This window comes from Bacteroides xylanisolvens XB1A (assembly GCF_000210075.1).
GTDB lineage: Bacteria > Bacteroidota > Bacteroidia > Bacteroidales > Bacteroidaceae > Bacteroides > Bacteroides xylanisolvens.
This window is the reverse complement of sequence record NC_021017.1, coordinates 4,148,409-4,172,397: the sequence shown is the minus strand read 5'-3', so window position 1 is coordinate 4,172,397 and position 23,989 is coordinate 4,148,409. Positions and strand designations below refer to the sequence as shown.

General features: G+C 40.9%; 19 protein-coding genes. 9 read left to right on the top strand and 10 right to left on the bottom strand.

Annotated features, from left to right (window positions below; genetic code table 11):
* The first annotated feature begins 153 nt into the window (after window positions 1-153).
* The 3 genes from BXY_RS15835 to BXY_RS15825 all read left to right on the top strand — a co-directional run bounded on the left by BXY_RS15835 (window position 154) and on the right by BXY_RS15825 (window position 4,394).
* Window positions 154-2,364 carry a S9 family peptidase gene (locus BXY_RS15835; protein WP_008645487.1) on the top strand — a complete coding sequence of 737 codons (2,211 nt, stop codon included), beginning with the start codon at window positions 154-156 and terminating at the stop codon, window positions 2,362-2,364.
* Window positions 2,364-3,212, top strand: a complete 849-nt coding sequence (lipA, locus tag BXY_RS15830; protein ID WP_008645494.1) for a lipoyl synthase — start codon at window positions 2,364-2,366, stop codon at window positions 3,210-3,212. Before BXY_RS15835 ends, lipA begins: the two co-directional genes overlap by 1 nt.
* Window positions 3,213-3,275: 63 nt before the next feature.
* Window positions 3,276-4,394, top strand: coding sequence for a hypothetical protein (locus tag BXY_RS15825; RefSeq protein WP_008645495.1), 1,119 nt, complete (start codon window positions 3,276-3,278; stop codon window positions 4,392-4,394).
* On the opposite strand, the gene BXY_RS15820 is transcribed toward BXY_RS15825, so the two are convergent.
* From BXY_RS15820 to BXY_RS15810, 3 genes are all read right to left on the bottom strand, one after another.
* Window positions 4,360-5,064 (bottom strand): SAM-dependent methyltransferase, encoded by a 705-nt coding sequence (locus tag BXY_RS15820; protein WP_008645497.1) that lies wholly within the window; start codon window positions 5,062-5,064, stop codon window positions 4,360-4,362. The genes BXY_RS15825 and BXY_RS15820 overlap by 35 nt on opposite strands.
* Before the next feature lie 91 nt (window positions 5,065-5,155).
* Window positions 5,156-6,163, bottom strand: a complete 1,008-nt coding sequence (locus tag BXY_RS15815) for a gliding motility protein GldB-related protein (protein ID WP_208946827.1) — start codon at window positions 6,161-6,163, stop codon at window positions 5,156-5,158.
* A gap of 6 nt (window positions 6,164-6,169) precedes the next feature.
* Entirely contained in the window at window positions 6,170-7,027 is an 858-nt protein-coding gene (locus BXY_RS15810) for an enoyl-ACP reductase FabI (protein ID WP_004301687.1), read from the bottom strand.
* 351 nt (window positions 7,028-7,378) lie between these two features.
* Between BXY_RS15810 and BXY_RS15805 the strand changes: the two genes are divergently transcribed.
* The 3 genes from BXY_RS15805 to BXY_RS15795 all read left to right on the top strand — a co-directional run bounded on the left by BXY_RS15805 (window position 7,379) and on the right by BXY_RS15795 (window position 12,236).
* Complete coding sequence (locus BXY_RS15805; protein ID WP_004301686.1) at window positions 7,379-8,998, top strand: glycoside hydrolase family 28 protein; 1,620 nt, start codon at window positions 7,379-7,381, stop codon at window positions 8,996-8,998.
* Between the two features lie 165 nt (window positions 8,999-9,163).
* Window positions 9,164-10,405, top strand: a complete 1,242-nt coding sequence (locus BXY_RS15800; protein ID WP_004301684.1) for a DUF4861 domain-containing protein — start codon at window positions 9,164-9,166, stop codon at window positions 10,403-10,405.
* Between the two features lie 154 nt (window positions 10,406-10,559).
* Window positions 10,560-12,236: a glycoside hydrolase family 43 protein gene (locus BXY_RS15795; RefSeq protein WP_004320923.1), complete on the top strand. Its 1,677-nt coding sequence runs from the start codon at window positions 10,560-10,562 to the stop codon at window positions 12,234-12,236.
* An 82-nt stretch (window positions 12,237-12,318) separates the two neighbouring features.
* Here the strand turns inward: BXY_RS15795 and BXY_RS15790 are convergent, their stop codons facing one another.
* Together BXY_RS15790 and BXY_RS15785 are read right to left on the bottom strand one after the other, a co-directional pair.
* The gene (locus tag BXY_RS15790; RefSeq protein ID WP_004301681.1) at window positions 12,319-12,747 is read right to left on the bottom strand and encodes a DUF6575 domain-containing protein; all 429 of its coding nucleotides are present in this window, start codon (window positions 12,745-12,747) and stop codon (window positions 12,319-12,321) included.
* A gap of 2 nt (window positions 12,748-12,749) precedes the next feature.
* On the bottom strand, window positions 12,750-13,124 hold the full coding sequence (locus tag BXY_RS15785; RefSeq protein WP_004301677.1) for a hypothetical protein: 375 nt from the start codon (window positions 13,122-13,124) through the stop codon (window positions 12,750-12,752).
* Window positions 13,125-13,303: 179 nt separating this feature from the next.
* On the opposite strand from BXY_RS15785, the gene BXY_RS15780 reads away from it, so the two are divergent.
* The gene (locus BXY_RS15780; RefSeq protein ID WP_004301675.1) at window positions 13,304-13,954 is read left to right on the top strand and encodes an HAD family hydrolase; all 651 of its coding nucleotides are present in this window, start codon (window positions 13,304-13,306) and stop codon (window positions 13,952-13,954) included.
* Between the two features lie 23 nt (window positions 13,955-13,977).
* Here BXY_RS15780 and BXY_RS15775 read toward each other — a convergent pair whose 3' ends face one another.
* Complete coding sequence (locus BXY_RS15775; protein WP_004301673.1) at window positions 13,978-14,379, bottom strand: HEPN domain-containing protein; 402 nt, start codon at window positions 14,377-14,379, stop codon at window positions 13,978-13,980.
* Window positions 14,376-14,699 (bottom strand): nucleotidyltransferase domain-containing protein, encoded by a 324-nt coding sequence (locus tag BXY_RS15770; protein ID WP_004301671.1) that lies wholly within the window; start codon window positions 14,697-14,699, stop codon window positions 14,376-14,378. Before BXY_RS15770 ends, BXY_RS15775 begins: the two co-directional genes overlap by 4 nt.
* A gap of 264 nt (window positions 14,700-14,963) precedes the next feature.
* Here BXY_RS15770 and BXY_RS15765 point away from each other — a divergent pair, with 264 nt between their 5' ends.
* Complete coding sequence (locus BXY_RS15765) at window positions 14,964-16,103, top strand: glycoside hydrolase family 88/105 protein (protein ID WP_004320924.1); 1,140 nt, start codon at window positions 14,964-14,966, stop codon at window positions 16,101-16,103.
* Between the two features lie 65 nt (window positions 16,104-16,168).
* On the opposite strand, the gene BXY_RS15760 is transcribed toward BXY_RS15765, so the two are convergent.
* Complete coding sequence (locus tag BXY_RS15760) at window positions 16,169-20,455, bottom strand: hybrid sensor histidine kinase/response regulator transcription factor (RefSeq protein WP_032842389.1); 4,287 nt, start codon at window positions 20,453-20,455, stop codon at window positions 16,169-16,171.
* 431 nt (window positions 20,456-20,886) lie between these two features.
* Here BXY_RS15760 and BXY_RS15755 point away from each other — a divergent pair, with 431 nt between their 5' ends.
* A complete protein-coding gene (locus tag BXY_RS15755) occupies window positions 20,887-21,321 on the top strand; it encodes a DUF6078 family protein (RefSeq protein ID WP_032842376.1) in 435 nt (144 codons plus the stop codon).
* A gap of 291 nt (window positions 21,322-21,612) precedes the next feature.
* Here BXY_RS15755 and BXY_RS15750 read toward each other — a convergent pair whose 3' ends face one another.
* Together BXY_RS15750 and BXY_RS15745 are read right to left on the bottom strand one after the other, a co-directional pair.
* Entirely contained in the window at window positions 21,613-22,035 is a 423-nt protein-coding gene (locus tag BXY_RS15750) for a PD-(D/E)XK nuclease domain-containing protein (RefSeq protein WP_008645508.1), read from the bottom strand.
* Window positions 22,026-23,975, bottom strand: coding sequence for a discoidin domain-containing protein (locus BXY_RS15745; RefSeq protein ID WP_008645509.1), 1,950 nt, complete (start codon window positions 23,973-23,975; stop codon window positions 22,026-22,028). The genes BXY_RS15750 and BXY_RS15745 overlap by 10 nt, the downstream gene beginning before the upstream one ends.
* Window positions 23,976-23,989: the final 14 nt, after the last annotated feature.

Sequence of the window (23,989 nt, the reverse complement as noted above, 5' to 3'; positions counted from 1 at the left end):
GTGGTAATGTTTAAAGTCCTTTTCACAAAGATATTGAATCTCACCCAATAATCCTTATCAAATCTATATAAAAATCGGTCAGGCTTTGTTGAATCTAAGTTTATTGTTACTTTTGCAAGTACGAATTAAAACCAAAACCGATTATAAACGCAGATGAAAAAGATCAGCATCACTTTATTACTCTGCCTTCTCTGTCTGACCGGAATGGCACAAGGACAAAAGGCACTCGATTTAAAAGATATTACCTCCGGACGTTTCCGCCCGGAAAATATTCAGGGAGTAATCCCTATGCCTGATGGCGAACACTACACACAGATGAACGCTGACGGCACGCAAATCATTAAATACTCTTTCAAGACAGGCGAGAAAGTAGAAGTGATTTTCGATGTAAATACCACACGCGAATGTGACTTCAAGAACTTCGACAGTTACCAATTCTCGCCCGACGGTCAGAAATTGCTGATTGCTACTAAAACAACACCTATTTACAGGCATTCATACACAGCTGTACATTACATTTACCCTTTGAAACGAAATGATAAGGGCGTTACGACAAACAACATTATTGAACGGCTGTCTGACGGTGGACCTCAACAGGTCCCCGTCTTTTCTCCGGACGGTACCATGATTGCATTTGTACGCAACAATAACATATTTCTTGTTAAGTTGCTTTACGGCAACAGCGAAAGCCAGGTCACAGAAGATGGCAAACAGAATTCGGTAATCAACGGTATTCCTGACTGGGTGTATGAAGAAGAGTTCGGCTTCGACCGTGCTTTGGAATTCAGCGCCGACAATACGCTGATTGCTTTTATCCGTTTCGACGAGTCGGAAGTTCCCTCCTACTCTTTCCCGGTATTTGCCGGACAAGCACCCCGCATTGATGCTTTAAAAGATTATCCGGGCGAATATACATACAAGTATCCGAAAGCCGGATATCCGAATTCGAAAGTAGAGGTACGCACGTATGACATCAAATCACATGTCACCCGTACAATGAAACTCCCATTGGATGCAGACGGATACATTCCGCGTATCCGTTTCACAAAGGATGCCAATAAACTGGCTATCATGACATTGAACCGCCATCAAGACCGTTTTGATCTTTACTTTGCCGATCCTCGTTCCACACTTTGCAAACTTATACTTCGTGATGAGTCTCCTTATTACATAAAGGAGAATATTTTCGATAATATCCAGTTCTATCCGGAATATTTCAGCCTGCTTAGCGAACGTGACGGTTACAGTCACCTCTATTGGTATAGCATGGGAGGTAATCTGATTAAAAAAGTTACTAACGGTAAGTTTGAGGTGAAAGATTTTCTGGGATATGATGAAGAAGACGGTTCTTTCTATTACACCAGCAATGAAGAAAGCCCTCTGCGCAAAGCTGTCTATAAAATAGACAAGAAAGGCAAGAAGCTCAAACTATCCCAACAGGTAGGAACCAATACACCGCTCTTCAGCAAATCAATGAAGTATTACATGAACAAGTTCTCCAACTTGAATACTCCGATGCTGGTTACACTGAATGATAATTCGGGCAAAACACTCAAAACGCTTATTACCAATGACGGTTTGAAACAAACATTGTCCGGATATGCTGTGCCACAAAAAGAATTCTTCACTTTCCAAACCACAGATGGCGTGAAGTTGAACGGCTGGATGATGAAACCGGTTAATTTTTCCGCATCTAAAAAATATCCGGTACTGATGTATCAATATAGCGGTCCGGGCTCTCAACAGGTATTGGATACCTGGGGAATCAGTTGGGAGACATACATGGCAAGCCTTGGTTATATCGTGGTATGCGTGGACGGTCGCGGCACAGGAGGTCGTGGAGAAGCTTTCGAGAAATGCACTTATCTGAAAATCGGAGTCAAAGAAGCCAAAGATCAGGTAGAGACTGCCTTGTATCTCGGCAAACAGCCATACGTGGATAAAGATCGCATCGGTATCTGGGGCTGGAGCTACGGCGGATACATGACTCTTATGAGCATGAGCGAAGGAACTCCCGTATTCAAAGCAGGAGTAGCAGTAGCTGCACCCACCGACTGGCGTTTCTATGATACGATTTACACCGAACGCTTCATGCGTACTCCGAAAGAGAACGCGGAAGGATATAAGGAATCATCAGCCTTCACCCGTGCTGACAAACTGCATGGAAACTTGTTGTTGGTGCATGGCATGGCAGATGACAATGTGCACTTCCAAAACTGTGCAGAATATGCCGAACAATTGGTTCAACTTGGAAAACAATTTGATATGCAAGTGTACACGAACCGCAATCATGGAATATACGGTGGCAATACCCGCCAACACCTATACACACGGTTGACCAACTTTTTCTTGAATAACTTATAATGACGGACAGAGTACGTAAGCCCGAATGGCTGAAAATTAATATCGGTGCCAACGAACGATACACCGAAACCAAACGGATTGTCGACTCCCACTGCTTGCATACTATATGCAGCAGTGGGCGTTGCCCTAATATGGGGGAATGCTGGGGAAAAGGAACTGCCACCTTTATGATCGGTGGTGACATCTGTACGCGCAGTTGCAAATTCTGCAACACACAAACCGGCCGCCCGCACCCGCTAGACATAAACGAACCTACCCATGTAGCAGAATCCATCGCACTGATGAAACTGGATCATGCTGTCATCACATCCGTAGACCGGGATGATCTGCCGGATTTGGGAGCAGCACATTGGGCACGTACCATTCAAGAAATAAAACGGCTGAATCCACAAACAACAATCGAAGTGCTCATCCCTGATTTTCAAGGCAGGATGGAGTTGTTAGATTTGGTAATCGAAGCCCGCCCCGACATTATTTCACACAATATGGAAACCGTACGCCGCATTAGTCCGCTAGTGCGCAGCGCGGCAAATTATGATACAAGTTTGCAAGTTATCAGACACATTTCCAGAAAGGGAGTTAAATCTAAAAGCGGCATTATGGTCGGACTGGGTGAGACCCCGGAGGAAGTTGAAACATTGATGGATGATCTGTTAGCAACCGGTTGCCAGATTCTTACCATAGGCCAATACCTTCAACCGACTCACCGGCATTATCCCGTTGCGGCATATATCACTCCGCAGCAATTTGCAGAATATAAAACTGTAGGTTTAGAGAAAGGATTCAACATCGTAGAAAGCGCTCCCCTTGTTCGTTCCTCCTACCATGCAGAGAAACATATTCGTTAGTAAACAAAACACATACCCTATTTGTTTTATAGATAGAACCGACAAATAAACATAAATATAGAGATGGCTCATAAAGGAATACTTTCTTCCGCATTTAACATGTCGCTGGGTTTTATCCCCGTTATTATTTCCATTTTATTGTGTGAACTTATAACGCAAGACACGGCTATTTACATCGGTACAGGCATAGGTATTATAGGTATATACCTTTCTTATCGACGTAAAGGATTGTTAATTCCTAATTTTATCCTCTATATAGCGACCGGAGTGTTAGCACTATTATCCGTAGCAGCTCTCATTCCTGGTGATTATGTTCCCCCCGGTGCGCTTCCACTTACGCTGGAAGTCAGTATTCTCATTCCGATGCTAAGTCTTTATATGCATAAGAAAAGGTTTATCAACCACTTCTTAAAACAGATAGGTTCTTGCAACAAACGTTTATATGCGCAGGGAGCAGAGGCAGCCGTTGTCTCTGCCCGCATTGCCTTGATTTTCGGAATACTGCATTTTATTATAATCAGCATCACCGTCATTTTCCAAAACCCACTAAGTAAGACAAGTCTGTTTGTACTCTATAAAGTGTTACCTCCTACTGTCTTTCTGATGAGTATCCTGTTCAATCAGATCGCCATCCGTTTCTTCAATCATTTAATGTCACACACGGAATATGTTCCTATTGTGAATACCAAAGGAGACGTGATCGGGAAAACACCTGCAATAGAAGCTGTTAATTACAAAAATGCATACATCAATCCGGTGATAAGAATTGCCATATCCACTCACGGAATGTTATTCCTTTGCGACAGGCCATCAACAGCCATTCTGGATAGAGGGAAAGTAGATATTCCCATGGAATGTTATCTTCGCTACGGAGAATCTCTGGAAGTAGGCGCCACTCGCTTAATCAACAATGCTTTTCCTCATGAAAAAGGTATCAAACCTGAATTCAATATCGTTTATCACTTCGAGAATGAAGTGACCAACCGTCTTATCTATCTATTCATTGTCGATATCAAAGACGATTCCATCCTTTGTACTCCCCGCTTTAAAAACAGTAAGCTGTGGAGTTTCAAACAGATAGAGGAGAACTTAGGAAAAGGCTTCTTCAGCAGTTGCTTCGAAGATGAATATGAACACCTGAAAGGCGTTATTTATATAAGAGAAAAATACAGGGAATCTTAGATAAATCGGGCACGTGTCCTTTCCAGTCCTTCACTGTACGCGTCTGTATATATTCTCCTTCACAAGTAATATTGGCAGCGATACAGAGCTTTGTTTGAGGACGGCAATTCAACAAAATATCTTCTACCATCTTATGATTTCGGTAAGGCGTCTCAATGAAAAGTTGCGTTTGATTTTCAGCATACACACGCTGCTCCAGTGCTTTTAGTTTCTTGGCACGTTCTCCCGGTTCAATCGGCAGATAACCGTGAAACGCAAAACTCTGCCCGTTAAAGCCGGAAGCCATCACGGAAAGGATAATGGAAGAAGGTCCGACCAAAGGAACCACTTTCAGCTTTTTACGTTGTGCGATAGCAACCACATCCGCTCCCGGGTCAGCTACTGCCGGACAACCTGCTTCGGAGATAACCCCCATTGAAGCTCCACCCACCAAAGGTTGCAGATAACCGGAAATATCATCAGGAGAAGTATGCTTGTTCAACGGGTAAAATGTCAATGCATCAATATCAATCTCCCGGTCCACCTTTTTCAGGAAACGCCGGGCAGAACGAACATCTTCGACTATAAAATACCGGATACCAGAAATGATCTCCTTATTATAAGAAGGCAATACCTTTTCAATAGACGTATCACCTAACGTCACAGGCAACAAATAGAGGGCAGTTTCCACTTTTAAAATTGAGAATTAAGACTATACTTTAATATTAAAAATCAAATAAGGTTTTGAGCGAAGCTAATTAAAAATTGAAAAATGCAACAGTTTAGGAAGCCAGATAGTTGGATTCACTTAACATCACATGATAATCAGTAAATTCCAGGAGATCTTTCAGTTTCATGTCCTTATGCTTTTTCATATAAGAGGCGATGATTCTTGCACCCATCCATGTTCCGATCAATGCCGGAGCTTGAGCACCCAACATATCGACAGCAGGAGCAGGCTTCATATAATAGCGGATCACCATCGGGTCTCGTGCATGCAGATGATCGTTGGTACAGATATAATTCCATATCTCCTTTTCATTCTCCTTACACCAGTCGTTTTCCTCCTTGGAATATCCCATCGCTTCGCCGATATCACTATATCCTAATAAGTTCTGCACGACGTAGTTGATTTTTCCGGAGTGCATCATCAAGTCAATCAAACAAGTACCCTCATGATAGTTCATTCCGTAACGGCTCAAAAGATAAAAAGCAAAACAATCCGGCACAATCCGTTCCGGACGCATCGAGCGACATTGATAATCGTAATAGAAACGCTTATAAAGAGGATAATCTTCCCCCATATATTTATCAAGACTGATTCCCAATAAAGAATCCACTAAAATAATAGATTCGTTGAAAGCGGATACTTGCGAATAGATAAACGGCACTTTCGTATCAGGCACTTCCTTTTTCAGTTTCCGAAATCCTTTGCTAAGTCCTTTTTCCACTTCATCCAGATTAGGATATTTTGCTTCTACATCGCTAAGCAAACGAACCAAAGTCGTATCCGAATAGAATTTTTGCAGACGTTGCGAGATGGTATCATCTTTCACTGTACCGATAGACAATACATCCTCAATCAGGATTTTCGTCGGCATACGGTAGTCCATCGTCAACTTCTGCAGAGCAGAAAAACTGTTGGAGCGAACATATTCGCTCAACAGCTTATCATATCTCAGAACAGAAATCTCTTCTTCCTTCTGCTCCGTACCCTTTCCTGTGCTTATCCCGCAGGAGGCGAAAAGCATACTCATTAAAATAATAAGAAGAGAGATCCGTAGTTTCATATTTTTTTATCCGTAAATGATGTTACCATTTTCGTCCATATACTCATCGAGTCCTTTCTCGTAAGTAGCCATGGCACGAAGACTCATACCTACACTGGAGAATCCACCGTCATGGAATAAGTTCTGCATAGTTACCTTACGGGTAAGATCGGAGAACATCACGATGCAATAATCGGCACATTCGTCAGCCGTAGCATTTCCGAGAGGAGACATACGGTTGGAGAAATCAAACAGTTTATCCATACCCTTCACGCCCGAACCGGCAGTAGTAAATGTAGGAGACTGCGAGATAGTATTCACACGTACGCTATGTTCGCGTCCGTAGATGTAACCAAAGCTACGTGCAATAGATTCCAGCAATGCCTTTGCATCTGCCATATCATTGTAGCCGTAGAAAGTACGCTGCGCGGCCACGTAGCTCAAAGCAACGATAGAACCGTAATCAGCAATAGCGTTCAATTTCTTGGCCGACTGAATCATTTTATGGAATGAAACAGCTGAAATATCCAATGTCTTATCCAACATTCCATAGTCAAGGTCATCGTAAGTACGTTTTTTGCGCACGTTGGGAGACATACCGATAGAGTGGAGTACAAAATCAATTTGTCCACCCAGTATATCCATGGAGGTCTTGAATACATTTTGCAAATCTTCTACACTGGTGGCATCTGCCGGAATAACCTGGCAATTTAATTTCTGGGCCAAAGCGTCGACTTCTCCCATACGGATAGCCATCGGAGTATTTGATAATGTAATAGTTGCACCTTCTTCTACGGCACGCTCTGCTACTTTCCAGGCAATAGACTGATCGTTCAAAGCACCGAAGATAATACCTCTTTTTCCTTTCAACAAGTTATAACTCATATCTTTTAATAGTTAAATTTTGTGCAAAGATAGGAACTTTCTGCATAAAAACACGAGAAGTGTGCAAATAATAGACAGAAATGACAAAAAATACACGTATTCTATCAATTAGTCCACATCCTCTTGGGGTTTGCCACCTATCTTTGCAATCGATAATTAAGAGGTTTTTTCATAATATTTATTTAAGGTTAGAATTAGGTTAACATGAATTTGTCTTATTCCTCTCCTGCAGGCTGCCTGCGACAGATCGCCTGCGGAAGGACATAAGAATTATGAAATCGCCCTCATTAATCATCACCCAATTACCAAGAAAAACAATAGATGTATAACCCTATAGAAATAAGTTACTAAATGAACACATTGACAAAAAGACTCTTCTGGATGGCCCTATGCTGTTTACCGTTTATCTCATCAGGATGTAAACAAAGCGAGACTACCGTAAAAGAAAGCTCCATCAGTGACGCTCTTTACCAGAATTTACCTTTTGAAATGCCGAAAGTACAGCAACCGGTTTTCCCTGCTTACGAAGTAAACATTGAGAAATTCGGAGCCAAAGGAGACGGTCTGTTCCTGAATACCAAAGCTATCAACGATGCTATTAAAGACGTGAATCAACGCGGAGGGGGTAAAGTGATTATCCCGGAAGGTGTCTGGTTGACTGGTCCGATCGAGCTGTTGAGCAATGTAAATCTATATACGGAACAAAATGCGCTGGTACTTTTTACCGGTGATTTTGAAGCATATCCTATCATTGCCACTTCTTTCGAAGGACTCGAGACTCGTCGTTGCCAATCACCGATTTCAGTACGCAATGCAGAAAATATAGCCATCACCGGACATGGTACATTTGACGGAAACGGTGACTGCTGGCGTCCGGTAAAAAAAGGAAAGCTGACTGCTTCACAATGGAAAAAGCTGGTAAACTCGGGAGGTGTTCTCGACGAGAAACAAGAGATATGGTATCCCACTGCCGGCTCACTGAGAGGTGCAATGGCTTGCAAAGACTTCAATGTCCCCGAAGGTATCAACACAGATGAAGAATGGGCTGAAATCCGTCCATGGTTACGTCCGGTGTTGTTAAGCATCGTCAAAAGCAAGAAGGTGCTGTTGGAAGGAGTTACTTTCAAAAACTCACCAAGCTGGTGTCTGCACCCATTGTCTTGCGAAGATTTCACAGTAAATAATATCATGGTCATCAACCCCTGGTATTCTCAAAACGGTGATGCTATCGACTTGGAATCTTGTAAAAACGCTCTAATTATCAATAGTGTGTTTGATGCGGGAGATGATGCCATCTGTATCAAATCCGGTAAAGACGAAGATGGACGCCGTCGTGGAGAACCTTGCCAGAACGTTATCGTGAAAAACAATACAGTATTGCACGGACATGGCGGATTCGTGGTAGGTAGTGAAATGTCCGGCGGTGTGAAGAATATCTATGTAGAGGACTGCACATTTATGGGTACAGATGTAGGTTTACGTTTCAAGAGTACCCGCGGACGTGGCGGTGTGGTAGAAAACATCTACATTAACAATATCAATATGATTAATATTCCGAATGAACCCTTATTGTTCGACTTGTTCTACGGTGGAAAAGGTGCCGGTGAAGAATCGGAAGAAGATCTGTTGAGCCGTATGAAAACTGCCATTCCTCCGGTGACAGAAGAAACACCAGCTTTCCGCAATATTCATATTTCCAATATTGTTTGCAGAGGTTCGGGACGTGCCATGTTCTTCAACGGACTGCCGGAAATGCCCATCAGCAATATTACCGTTAAAAACGTTGTGATGACGGAAGCTGCGGATGGAGTTGTTATCAGTCAGGTAGACGGAGTTACTTTGGAAAATATTTATGTAGAATCTTCTAAAGGTAACAATATATTAAACGTTAAGAATGCCAAGAATCTGACTATAGACGGAAAGGTATATGAGGAATTAGGTGCAAAAGAGGAGATTTTAAGTCTCAAATAAAAAACTCATTGCCATTCTGTGATGCAAAATAGAAACCACAATATCATTATATAGAGTAAAAAGCTCAAATAGCAGACTATAATCTCCTCAAAAGAGACACAGTCTGCTATTTTTTCTGCTATTTTTGCAAGGAGAAATACGACGTATAATTTCAGCCTTAGAAACATGAAGAAGAATCTTTTTATTATTACTTTCTTTTTAGGAGCTTTCAGCCTGTCTGCCCAAACGCAGAAACAGGAGAAAACCATCACAGTTGAAGTACAAAACAACTGGAATCAGCCCAAAGCGGATGCTCCGGTTGTTATCAATCTACATGAGTTGCACGCTGGTTTCAAAGTAAAATCAGCCGTTGTCATGGAAGGAAGGAAGGAAATTCCTTCGCAGTTGGACGATTTGAACCGGGACCGCAAGATGGACGAACTGGTCTTTGTTGCCGATCTTCCTGCCCATGGTAGAAAAACATTTCAGGTTACACTTTCTTCGGAAAAGAGTACAAAGACTTATCCTGAACGAGTTTATGCCGATATGTTTATTGTAGACAACAAGAAAGGTAAACATCAACGGGTACAGGCTATCACCGTTCCCGGCACTAGCAATATATACAGCATGGTACGTCCTCACGGTCCGGTTTTGGAATCGGAACTGGTAGGATACCGTCTTTATTTCAATGAAAAACAGACACCGGATATTTACGGCAAGTTCAACAAAGGACTGGAAATCAAAGAATCGCAGTTCTATCCGACGGATGAGCAGTTAGCTAAAGGATTCGGAGATGACGTACTTCGCGTGTTCGACAGTTGCGGACCGGGTGCATTGAAAGGTTGGGACGGACAAAAGGCAACCCATATTACTCCAGTGGACACTCGTACAGAACGTATCGTCTCTTATGGACCGGTACGTGTAATTGCAGAAATAGAAGTAACCGGATGGAAATATCAGGACCAGGAACTGAATATGATGACACGCTACACGCTTTATGCCGGACATCGCGATCTTCATATCGAAGCATTCTTTGACGAACCGCTCGATAAAGAAATTTTCTGCACAGGTGTGCAAGACATCGTAGGTACTTCCAAATCTTTCTCCGATCATAAAGGACTCGTAGGAAGTTGGGGAACGGACTGGCCGGTAAACGATACCGTAAAATATGCTAAAGAAACTGTAGGGCTGGGCACTTGTATTCCCCAACGTTATGTAAAATCGGAAGAAAAGGATAAAGCCAACTTCCTTTATACAATTACCGCCCCGGGAAATAAATATTTCCAGTATCACACGACTTTCACCTCGATGAAAGAGACATTCGGATATAAAACGCCGGAAGCATGGTTTGCTCATCTCCGCGAATGGAAAGAAGAGCTGGCTCATCCGGTGACAGTGAGAATAAAAGATAACCGCCCCAATAAATAGGGTAGAAACAAATACAACTAAACAAAAATTACGAGGTATCTACCAATTTTTCTATGACTCTGCACAAATATTCCTCCTTGTGCAGAGTCTTTTTATTTACCTTTGCCATCAGATAAAACCAACGAATCATATCTATAAATAATCTATCTATAACATGAAACGATTGACACAGACTTTAGCCTTTTGCTTATTAACGGTTTTCACCGCAGTAGCACAGAAGAACTATGTATCTGAAGTATGGGTTTCCGACCTCGGAAACGGTAAATACAAAAATCCGGTGCTTTATGCCGACTATTCCGATCCGGATGCTTGCCGTGTAGGAGATGATTTCTATATGACTTCATCCAGTTTCAACTGTTTGCCGGGATTGCAAATCCTTCATTCTAAAGATTTAGTCAACTGGACAATCATCGGTGCCGCAGTTCCCAATGCCCTCTCCCCTATCGAAACTCCGGAACGGCCGGAACACGGCAATCGCGTATGGGCTCCGGCTATTCGTCATTACAACGGTGAGTTTTACATCTTTTGGGGAGATCCCGATCAGGGAGCTTTTATGGTGAAAGCCAAAGATCCGAAAGGTCCGTGGAGCGAACCGGTCTTGGTGAAAGCGGGAAAAGGTATCATTGACACTTGCCCGTTCTGGGATGAAGACGGAAAAGTATATATGGTACACGCATACGCAGGAAGTCGTGCCGGACTGAAAAGTGTAATCACTATCTGCGAACTGAATGCAGAAGCAACAAAAGCGATCACTCCTTCCCGTATAATTTTCGACGGTCACGAAGCACATCAGACTTGCGAAGGTCCTAAAATGTACAAGAGAAACGACTATTATTATATCTTCCATCCGGCCGGCGGTGTGCCGACAGGCTGGCAGGTCGTATTACGTTCTAAAAACATCTACGGTCCTTACGAATGGAAAACAGTACTTGCGCAAGGTAACTCTCCTGTCAACGGTCCTCACCAAGGTGCATGGGTAGATACTCCTACCGGAGAAGACTGGTTCCTCCACTTTCAAGATGTCGGTGCTTACGGACGCATTATGCATCTCCAACCGATGAAATGGGTGAACGACTGGCCTATTATCGGTATTGATAAAGACGGTGACGGCTGCGGAGAACCTGTTTTGACTTACAAGAAGCCAAATGTCGGTAAAACATATCCTATCTGCACTCCACAAGAAAGTGACGAATTTGATGGGTATACACTTTCTCCGCAGTGGCAATGGCATGCTAACATTAATGAAAAATGGGCGTATTATGCAGGTGACAAAAGCTATGTCAGATTATACTCTTATCCGGTAGTAGAAGATTATAAGAACCTGTGGGATGTAGCCAACCTCTTATTACAAAAAACTCCTTCTGATAATTTTACCGCAACAATGAAACTGACGTTCAGCCCTAACCAAAAGAATAAAGGCGAACGCACTGGACTTGTCGTTATGGGCAGGGATTATGCCGGACTTGTTCTAGAAAATACAGACAAAGGTTTGGTTCTGTCGCAAGTTGAATGTGACAGAGCAGATAAAGGCAAACCAGAAGAAGTGAAAGCCGCTGTTGATCTTTCGCAAAACACGGTTTATCTGAAAGTGCGTTTCAGTTGTGACGGAAAGAAAATCAAGGGTAGTGAAGGCGGACATGACCTCATTGTGATGTGTAATTTCAGCTATAGCCTCGACGGAAAGAAATATGAATCATTAGGTGTTCCTTTCCAGGCAAGAGAAGGACAATGGATTGGTGCCAAAGTCGGTATGTTCTGTACGCGTCCGGCTATTAAAACGAATGACGGCGGTTGGGCAGACGTTGACTGGTTCCGTATTACGAAGAAGTAATCAAAGTATATATAAGGATGAAAAAAGATTGTCCCACAACTTTCAAGCAGTAGCGGGACAATCTTTTTTATCTTCTTTAAACTTACATACAAGCCCAGCCAAATTTACGAACAAGCTCTGCAAGCAGACTACGGTCTTTTATTGGCAAATTAATGACCACATTCTCGCGCTTCTCTCCAGATAAAACATATCCCTCAGCCGGCAATTTATCTTCCAACAATACACTTTCCTTTAATAACGTTTTCTGGTATTCACCCGATTGAAACACAACATCGTAATACTCATGTTCATTTTCAGGCTGTAGATAGAGTAAACGCAAATCGGCTTTACCTGCTAAGAAGGATTCAAGTCTACGTGTAGAGATACGTATTCCCGTATAGCGATAAACCGTCTCATCATCATATAAAAGACAAAGATACAGTGTATCAAAGGCATCTCTTGCCACAAAAAGCTGAGGCACATCACAGAAATCCAGAATTTTGTCTATCCTTAACACATCTTCCATTCCCATAATCAGACTATTTTAGCTTGTAAAACATTAAAATCCTTTGTTCTCCACCAAGAATAATGTGCTATATCAAATGTTTTCTTTAACACTCCATCTTTTGGTTCCAATATGACTAAAGCAATATTTGCCTTCTTGAACTTAGGAAGCTTTAATCTTTTCTCCGCTTCTTCCCTCTCTGAAAATAGAGAGACTGCCCTTGTCACACATTCATCTATTCCTAATCCTTTAAAGACCTTATCCGGCTGCATTTTTCTTTGCGAAAAGAAATCTTCTGTTGTAACAGGATTACCATTTGCAATTCTATAATAACAGCCTTCGCACCGCTTCGCATCTGTTGGGGGACATTGTTCAGGCAATGCCTCAAACCATTCTGCATTCATTATTCTTTAGTTTTTCGCAAAGTTAAGCCAATCTGGTAGAATAACAAATATATTTCCGGCTTTGTTGTTCATTCGATATTCTCTAAACTATTGCCTCATTCTTCCCAATCTCATTTTTTTAGTATACCTTTGCAGAATAAAAGATTTAAATATAGAATTAACTATAAACATAAGCCTTAATGAAAAAACTAATAATATTCGATTTGGACGGTACATTATTAAATACTATCGCAGACCTCGCCCATAGCACTAATTATGCTTTGAATAAATTAGGATACCCCACACACGATGTAGAAAAGTATAACTTCATGGTAGGAAATGGTATCAACAAACTCTTTGAACGTGCATTACCCGAAGGAGAAAAGACAGAAGAGAATGTGCTCCGGGTAAGAAAAGAGTTTATTCCTTATTATGATATTCACAATGCAGACGATAGTCGTCCTTACCCGGGTATTTCAGCGTTATTGTCTTATCTGCAATCCGCAGGCATTCAGATTGCCGTAGCCTCCAACAAATATCAGGCCGCTACCGAGAAACTGGTTGCCCACTACTTTCCGGAAATTCATTTCACTGCCGTTTTCGGCCAACGGGAAGGAGTAAATGTCAAACCTGATCCAACAATCGTTTTTGATATATTAAAACTTGCCGATGTACGAAAAGAAGATGTTCTTTATGTAGGTGATTCCGGTGTAGACATGCAAACAGCAGCCAATGCCGGTGTAACCGCTTGCGGAGTGACATGGGGATTCCGACCACGCACGGAACTAGAAGAATTTAATCCGGCATATATGACAGATGTGGCCGAAAAAATAAAAAAAATGGTCTTTTAACGATGATATCCTTACAAGAATAATTATGATTCGGCAAGTAAAACTTCAATAGTCTCAATAAGTTCTCTTGCCGGAGCTTTTATCGTACTGATTTCATCCTCCGATATTGAATAAATGCAATTATAATCCCCTTTTTGCCGTAATTGTTCCATACGCGCCAAAAAACTTCCCAAACGTGCACTAATTTTGCCTGTTTTTATAAAATTCAAGCCAAAGCAAGCTATCAACCCATCATGGGTTTTACATGATAATCCATTTTGTATTAATAAAGCCTGAACAGCATGAAAACAGGCATAATAATATCTATTGGAAGCAATATCCCAATACTTCAGATCAAACATCTCATCTGCTTGTTTCAAAAATACTTTAGCTTTCTCCAACTGTAATATCACCAAAGAATTACGTTCTTCATCTGTCAATTTCATACTAATTCAATTCCTTCCTGCTCTACATTTTTATAAAATGGTGTAATACAACTTGCAGCCCATTCTTTCATCGTATACATAATCGGATTAATTCGCGCTCCCAAGTCCCATCCCAACATAGTTAAGGGAAAGCTTACCTTATCATAATCTTCAGGCTCCAATTTTTCTTTATCTAAGATAATCAAAATATCCCAATCAGAATCAATCCGTGCATCCCCACGAGCTTGAGAACCAAACAACAAAGCCTTGCCACCTTTTGGTAAATGCTCTGTCAATGCCTGCTTAATAGACTCTAATATTTTATTTGTATGACTTTTCATATTCGTCTCCCCTTACTCTTCTACAAATATACAATAAATATCAATACAACAATATGACTTACAAAAAAATCGCTCTTGCTAATTATTCATACTTGGTTCTTATCCATGACTAATATGAATAAAGAATAAAGTCTAATATTACATATTTTCCGTACAAATTTCAATATCACTTTCCTTACAATGCATTTTCTTTGCAACAGGTAAAGAAAGGCTCACCTTTGCGTGCCTAAATCTAAGAACAATAGTAATCTAATTTATTATAAAATGAAAAAGCATCTTATACTATTTTTTGCAGGAGTAATATTGAGTTACGGGAACATAAAAGCACAGACAGTTCCCGATAAAAAAGAAATTCTGAAAGTAACTCTTCATGTGAACGACTATTTCATGAAGAAATATGCCGACTATCGCACTCCTTCCTTTGTGAAAAAAGTAGTTCGCCCCAGTAATATCTGGACACGAAGCGTATATTACGAAGGCTTAATGGCACTCTACTCCATCTATCCCGCAGACGAATATTATCTCTATGCCAAAGAATGGGCGGATTACCACCAATGGGGCTTCCACCGTGGGACAACCACCCGTAATGCAGATAATTACTGCGCCAGCCAAATCTATCTCGATTTATACAACATTTGCCCCGATCCTGAAAAAATACGGAAAACGAAAGCCAATATGGATATGCTGGTCAATACTCCACAAATAAACGACTGGTGGTGGATAGATGCTATCCAGATGGGGATGCCTATATTTGCCAAAATGGGGAAACTTACAGGCGAACAGAAGTACTTCGACAAAATGTGGGATATGTACGAATATACCCGTAATAAACACGGAGAGAACGGAATGTTCAATGTCAAAGAAGGTTTGTGGTGGAGAGACCATAATTTCGATCCTCCATACAAAGAGCCTAATGGCGAAAACTGTTATTGGAGCCGTGGTAACGGATGGGTATACGCAGCTTTGGTGCGGGTAATGAACGAAATTCCATCTGATGAAAAACATCGCCAAGATTACATCAATGATTTTATGGCTATGAGCAAAGCACTGAAACAATGCCAGCGTGAAGATGGCTTTTGGAATGTCAGCCTCCACGATCCGTCAAACTTCGGAGGCAAAGAGACTTCCGGCACAGCTCTTTTCGTATATGGTATGGCTTGGGGCGTACGCAACGGTCTATTGGATAAAAAGACCTATCTGCCTGTAATCATAAAAGCATGGAATGCTATGGTGAAGGATGCAGTTCACCCGAATGGTTTTCTTGGTTATGTACAGGGAACCGGCAAAGAACCGAAAGACAGTCAACCTGTCACATACGACAAAGTTCCTGATTTTGAGGATTTCGGAACAGGATGTTTCCTTCTTGCCGGAAGTGAAATCTATAAATTAGACCTCAATATGTAACTGATAAACATACTTATCTTGAATCCGGTCTATCCTTCACAAACCGGATTCAAGGTAAGTATATACTACGTTTTACTTCTCTCCCCTTTCTGGTAAGCCGAAGGAGATACTCCAAACTGCGCTTTAAAACATTTACTGAAATAAAGAGGATCGTTAATACCCACTTTATAAGAAACTTCCGCAACAGTCAGATCCCTTTCGGTCAAAAACAGTTCGGCAGCCTTCTTCATTCGTACGACACGCAAATACTCATTCGGTGAGTATCCTGTCACTCCGCGTAATTTCTTATAAAACACAGTTCGTCCCATCCCCATCATCTGCGCAAATTCATCAATAGAAATGTTGTATTGAGAATAAATCTTTTCCACCACAGCCACCAACTGATCTGCAAACTCCTTATCCCGGTCCGTGTTACATAAAGCAGGACGCACTACCCCCGGTTCACTGGAAAACTTCTTCCGTAACTTTTCGCATTGCTCTATCAGCCGGAACACCTGCGCAAGCAAAAGCTTAAAACTAAATGGCTTTGCAACATAAACATCCGCTCCCGCTTCAAGTCCTTCCAGGTGCTTATCCGGTGAAGTCAAGGCAGTCAGCAGAATAATAGGAATATGACTTGTCGCAAATTCAGTTTTCAGTTTCTTTGTCACTTCGAAACCGGTCATCCCAGGCATCAATACATCGCAGATAATCAAGTCTGCGTCATAGTTGCATGCCTTTTCAAATCCGGATATTCCATCCGCAGCCACTTCTACTTCAAAATAAGCACTAAGCTCCTCCTGCAGGAACCCACGAATATCATTATCGTCTTCGATGACTAATATTTTATGTTTTCTTGATGTGGTGACTGTCTTTTCATGTTCCTGACATTCCTCTGAAAGCTCCTGCAAATGGTGAGTCTGCATATTCGCTTCTTCCAACAGGAGATTGCCGGGAACCAGGAAGTCTTTTTCCGAATAAACAGTTTTATCAGTCGGAATACATACCGTAAATACGGAACCTCCCCCTTCATTATCTTTATATTCAATCGTTCCCTTATGCACCTGCACCAATTCATGGCTCAAATGCAACCCTACTCCAATGCTATCTCCGGAGAAACTACTTTGCATGAAACGTTTAAACAATTCTCCCTGCTTTTCTTTAGGAATACCTACTCCGGTATCCGCTACCTGAATGTATAAACACTTCTTCACCTCATCCACATTCACAGAAAACAGAATTGTCCCACCCGAAGGAGTATACTTAAAAGCATTTGAAAGTAAGTTATACACCACCTTATCCAAATTACCTTTATCAATAAACATTTTATAGGATGGCACAGACGGCAAAAAGCGGAAATCCATATTCTTCTGTTCTGCTACGTCACTGAAACTTAAATATATTTCGTACAGGAAAGCAACTACATCAGTTTCCTGCAGAGAAAGAGCCAACTTGTTGTTCTGCATTTTTCTGAACTCCAGCAACTGATTAATCAGCCTCAACATACGTTGTGTACTTTTATCCATGACTTTCAACGGATGCAATAAGGCTTGTGGAATATCATCCATCCGGTACATTTTCTCCAATGCTCCTTGGATCAATGTAAGCGGAGTACGGAATTCATGAGAGATATTTGTGAAAAATACCAGTTTATACTCTGTCAGTTGTTTTTCAACATTGATGCGGTTGCGCAACCTATTGAAATTAAAAATGATACGATATGTAAAGTACAAAGCTATTAACATCAGGATGAAATATCCAAGCATAGCCCAATTTGTTTTCCAAAACGGAGGCACGATAACAATCTTCAAAGTTGTTTCGGTATCATTCCAAATACCGGCACCATCACAATATTTCACATGGAAAATGTAACTGCCCGGCTCCAGATATTTATAAGTGGCAAAACTTAACGAAGACGGAACATTCCATCCCTTGTCATAGTTTTCCAGCCAATACATATACTTGATTTGACCATTATCCGAATAATCGAGAGTAGAAAAATCAAGCATAAAAGAATTCTGGAAATATTTCAATGTAATCTTATCCGAATAGGCTAAAGATTCTTGCAAAGGAGAACCCGGCATATTAGGCTTCACCTGAATTCCATTAACGGACAATCCTGTGATAACAATAGGAGAAAGCAATCTCTCTGTTGGAATCTTCTTCGGGTCAATAATCGTCAATCCGTAGTTTGTTCCAAAAATCAGTTTACCGTCTGCCCCCATACACGCACTGTTCTCGCTATACACATTTCCTAATGTATAAGATGAGAAGAAATAATTCTCGAAAGAATGGCTGTTGGGATTGAACCTTGAAATTCCATATTCCGTAGCAATCCATAATTGTCCCGAATGATCTTCCAAAATAGATTGCACCATATTATTAACCAGTCCTTCCGCTATTCCATAATGTGTATATTTCAAAGACTGACAGTCGTCTGACAGTTCGCATAGATTCAGCCCGGCACCCGAAGTACCTACCCACATGCGCCCTTTGCTATCACGAAACAGGCAACGAATCTCATTGCTGCAAAAATTGCCATCGGTGTAGCTGAACAAATGATAGTTATCTTCATTAGCGATCAATGAGTCAGGGTGGAAAATGCAGATACCTTCACTTGTGCCCATCCATATCATCCCTTTCTCATCTTCTGCCATTACTCTGACTATCCGTAAGCCATACTTCTTTCCTTGAAAGAAACGACGGAACTTGTATTGTCCTTTTTCCGTTGATTCTGCCAGATCCAGTCCTCCTCCAAATGTCCCCACCCACATACGATCTTTCTTATCGCGAAGAATGGAATAAATATTAGAATGAGATAAGGCAAAAGGATTAGACGGATCCGTTTTATACCACGTATCTCCTATTTTTAGTCCGTCTCCCCGGGTTCCTATCCATATATTCTCCTGACTATCTTCTGAAATCGCATAAATATTATAGGGCAAATAATGATTATCTATTTTAGTTTTCAGATGAGAATCATAATTATACAATCCACCTCTTCGCGTTCCTACCCATATATCTCCATTCGACATTTTAGTCAGTAACCGGATTGTATTCGAACGGTCAAAAACATCCGGTGATTCTGGATAGACATGTGTAATGCCTTTATTTGAAATGGAAATATGAGACAAACCGGAATATTCGGAGCTTACCCATATCCCTCCTGTTCTGTCTTTCATCAAACATAACAAAAAATCTGACCCTATAGGTCCTGCATTCTTCCCTTCGGAAACAAAGTGTTCCAACCGGTCCTCCTGAATATCGTAGGTGAAAAGTCCGTTTCCATAAGTTGAAATCCACACAATCCCCCGGTCATCACGCACCACATGATAGCGTTCATAATCTATATATTTCATCTTCTCTTCAGGAATCAGTTGAAAATTCTTTATTTCTCCGCTCTTCGAGTTTATGTAATAAATTCGTCCAGTGTTATTGTAAGCCCAACAATCTCCATAATTGTCATGAATAACTTTTCCATTATTTATTTTCAATTCCCGGCAAGGAGTTATTTGAAAATTCTGAAAATCAAATTCATATACCCCTTCGCTAGAAGTAAATATAACCCATTTATCTTTTATCAATGAATGTGTACTGACAGATGTATTACCGGCAATAGCAGACAGCGACGCTAAACAGTCTATTTTTTTCGATCCATTTACACAGCGATACACATCTCCACTCTTTGTCAGAAAATACATATCCTCTCCATGAGGGAAAGAAGAAGAAAAATTCAATTTCCTATCGATAAATTCAACTTTCCCTTTATAAACAGACGCAAGTCCCTGCATGGTACCAATCCAGATCCTGCCACTAGAATCTTCATTTATAAATTTAATCCGGTCATCGGGCAGGTTTCCAAATTTCGTTCTAAACTTCACAGAGGTCATAGTCCGATCGTCCTCACAAACAATTTGACGTACACCGTTCCTTCTATGCCAAAGCCACACATCTCCATTAGAGGACATAAATATTTCCGAATAGTTCTCTCCATCACTTCCGGTACCGGTAAAATCTACAAAACAAGCTTTCTGTAGGTCATAACAGCTGAATAATTCCGGTACAGTCTTTATCCACAAAAAACCGTTCTTATCCTCTGCCACATGTTTTATTCTGTTATCTGCTAAAGAAATCTGATCGTGTTTTCCACTTTCCAACTGATAAGTAAGAAAAGTATTTCCATCATAACGGGTCAATCCGTCTAAAGTACCCAACCATAAGAACCCTTTACTGTCCTGAAACATGCATCGTACAGAATTACTAGGTAGCCCATCACTGGTTCTCATTTGTTTGGAACTAAGTTCAATATCAGCATACAAATCCGATAAAGAAAAACTTAATAAAACGAAGAGGCATAATAATTTATATTTCATATAGTGGTTGGGGTTATTTTGATTGCTGGTTACAAAGATACATCTTTTCATAGTTTTTTAAGATTTATACAAGCAAAACTAGCCAAAAGGAATAATAAATACAAAAAACTTAGCAGTCTATTTCGAAACAAGGATTATTATCCATATTTATGTCATTTTTTCCATATACTGACCAATGATTTGCATTGGTTCATAATCGGTACGGTTTTGAACAATTCAATGCTTTTCTCTATAACATGGTCAATTCTTCCATCTCCTTCACTTTTCTCTGTTTCTTCGATAAATAAGGAGTTTGCAGGTGGAATGTCTTTATTCTAAAAAGGTTGTCATCTAAAAAAATAAGAACAAGTGAAGCAAATTCTGTATTTCAAGATAAATCCTTATATTTGTATCAAATTCGTCTGATATAAAAGTTGAATATGATAAAAACAATGAATAAGCCACTTACATACGATGATATACCTAAAATGTATCTGTTTTGCAACCACACCAAATGTCCGCGCCGCAACAAATGCCTCCGTTTTCAGGCTGCGATGATTGTGCCCCAAAGTGTTCCTCACTACGAAGCGATCAACATCAACCATGTAGCGGGGAATGAAAAGGAATGTTCCTATTTCAGCGCATACACTCTCACGACCTTTGCACTTGGCATCAGCCATATATTAGACGACGTTCCGCACAAAAAAGCTATGGCCATACAAAATAGCCTTAAATCTTTAATGGGGAAAAGTATGTACTACCGTATTCGCAACAAACAACGTCGACTTCATCCATCGGAACAGAAACAAATCGCAGACGTTTTCCTGGAACACGGCATCAAGACAAAGATTAACTTCGACGAATACATTGAAGATTATGACTGGTAAGCCACAGATTGTGACGGGAAAGATACTTGCGAAAATATTTCATAGGAATTGAATAAAAGTTTCATAACGATGAAAAAAAAGTTCCATCGCAATGAAAAAAAAGTTCCATCGCGATAGAAATAAAGTTTCACAACGATGAAACCTGCGAAACTTTTAGCACAAATAAAGATTAACAGGTAAGCGAAGACCTAAAGGTTACACATGCGTCATATTCCCCTTATAATAAGAAGCCTGCGCAGACGCCCGTCCAAATGTTCAAGCATAAATATTAAAAAAAATCGGATACCATATTTAGGCTTCTGATTCATTTTCGCAATCCGCTCTGGACGCCAGCTTCTCCAGTGCCACCAATTCCCATCCCTTGAACACCAGCGTAATCAATCCAAGCCGGGTATTCCCTTTCGTGCGGGCCACCTTCCCATCGTCGGCATAGCGGCGCAACTGTTCTGCCGCATCACGTTTCAGCAAGGCGATGTCGGCATCGGAGGTGTCACGGCGGGCATACTTCACCTCCACGATATAGCTGTAGACTATGTCCGGCTGGCGCACCAGATCGGGCATCATGTAGAAGTCCGCATAACCTTTGGAAGATTCGTATTCGGGAAGAAGGATGTAGCCCTGCGTCAACCCTAAGTAAGCCAACAGGAATCCCTTGACGTGCGCCTCGCCGTCGATAAATTCACGGATGGCATTTTGCCGATGAATCAATACCATATCTGCTTAACATCTTTATACAAGAAAATTCGTTCATCCGTCCCCCTAGTAAGATCTCTCAATAAAAGTAAAGCATTTTGTGGTACATGGTGAAAGGTTAGACTAAAATCGTCAGCTATTTGTTTGCCCAACGACACCCAATCCATATCCCAATAAAAAAGCTCGTAAGTATCTCCAATACGAACATTATTGTCATCATTACGTGTCATATAGCCTATTCTTCCAACAGATTCCGGTTTGCCCAAATCCAATCCTACCCAACCATCTCTTAAAGTTTTAGATGCGAAAAATGTCAACGGATCTAAATCAAAAGCAGCAGAACGGCTATAATGAGGATTCTTACTTCGTTCTTCAGAACCAATAATTGTTCCTGTCAGTTTTTTATTCTCTTTATCCAAGAACATCAATTCTGCAATATTACAGCGGTAGGGCTTTGGACAGATATAACGCCAATAACGATACTTTGTAGTATCGCTCACATTTATACTACCCGATACGCTATACTCTTTGAACGTATGTACTGTGACGGCATCACTAAAATCCTCCTTGTGTGCTGCTTGAAACATGCTGTGTTTTAAACGGAGTGCTGTAGTGAACGCTTTGCGTGTTAAGGGATATTTCCGTTTTAAACTAATACTTCTTTTGGATGTGTTATCGGGATTCAAGAACTCCAGTTCACCTTTTTCATTCAACAAAGCAGGATAATTGAATGGACGAACCCTTCCATTTATATAATATACCGGCAGATAGACAGCTCCCTTCTCTATTTTATCAAAGGCAATCTGCTTACTATCTTTTATTTCCGAAAAGCAAATAGGAATCCATTTCGCATTGTCGAATACAGCCAGATACGCATATCTTTCTTTGCGTTCTCTTTTCCCGGAAAGTACAGGAAAAACAGGATCAATGGTCGTTGCATATTCATCCGTAACGTCTTTTATAAACACATTGCGCAACGTTGACGGGACACTACCAGCTTCTTTATTCAGCCGGACTAAGGCCGAATTGGGAGAATATGTTCTTCGATATACTTTTCCTTTACACTCCCCCGGTCGTAAGGCAGCTAAAAAAGGTTCATGTCCTCCTTCACATACCATTCGGCGATCGTGATCTATCAAAATACTAAGCCACGAATGTGCATGTGCTTTTGTAGGCCACTGCAAAACGAAATCATACGAAACCGCAAACCCCTTACTGCGCATGATAGCTAAAGCTGTGTTTGTCCTTGTCTCACAAGAATTGGAAGGAATATTGCACCAAAACGGAACCTTATATAACGCATGCCACTTCAGAGGCTTTTTCAAATCGACAATAACGGTATCACGTAGTTTAATATTAATAGCTTCTGCCGCATGATAGGGTGTTTTATTCCAAATGTCATTATAAGAAAAATCGCCTAATGTGTCATTAGCTATCGGTTTCAACACATTGCGCCAATCATCAAAAGCCTGAAACTCTACGCACTTATAAGGAAGCATATATTCACAAAATTCATCGAATGTAATGCCTCTTGCCCAACGACCTTGTTGCCAATCGTCAAAAGCCGCGTCTATACTCTGTATCAGATAGTCGGCTTTTATGACAGAGTAATCTTCCTTAAACTCAAAATCATCTGATGGAAACTCTAACAACAAGTTATTTAATTCATTCACCTGTTCATCAATCTTTCTGTCGGAGAAGATAATCTTTTCAGCTTCGACATAATATTCTTCAATATCTTTCCCTATATACGACTGGTGTCCGGGCATATTCATTATCAAAAATTTGGCAGCTCTAAGTTTCAAACTGTCAGCTTCGTTTTCTTTATAATGCTCCAACACTTTTTCGAGTTCCGGACGATTATTGCCCGCCAGTGTCAGCACCTTTTCCAACTGTTTTTCTTCAGAGCTTTGACAACTGAAAAGCAAAACAAGAAAAAGAAAGATGAATGTAGCTTTCATTTTGTTTTATTGTT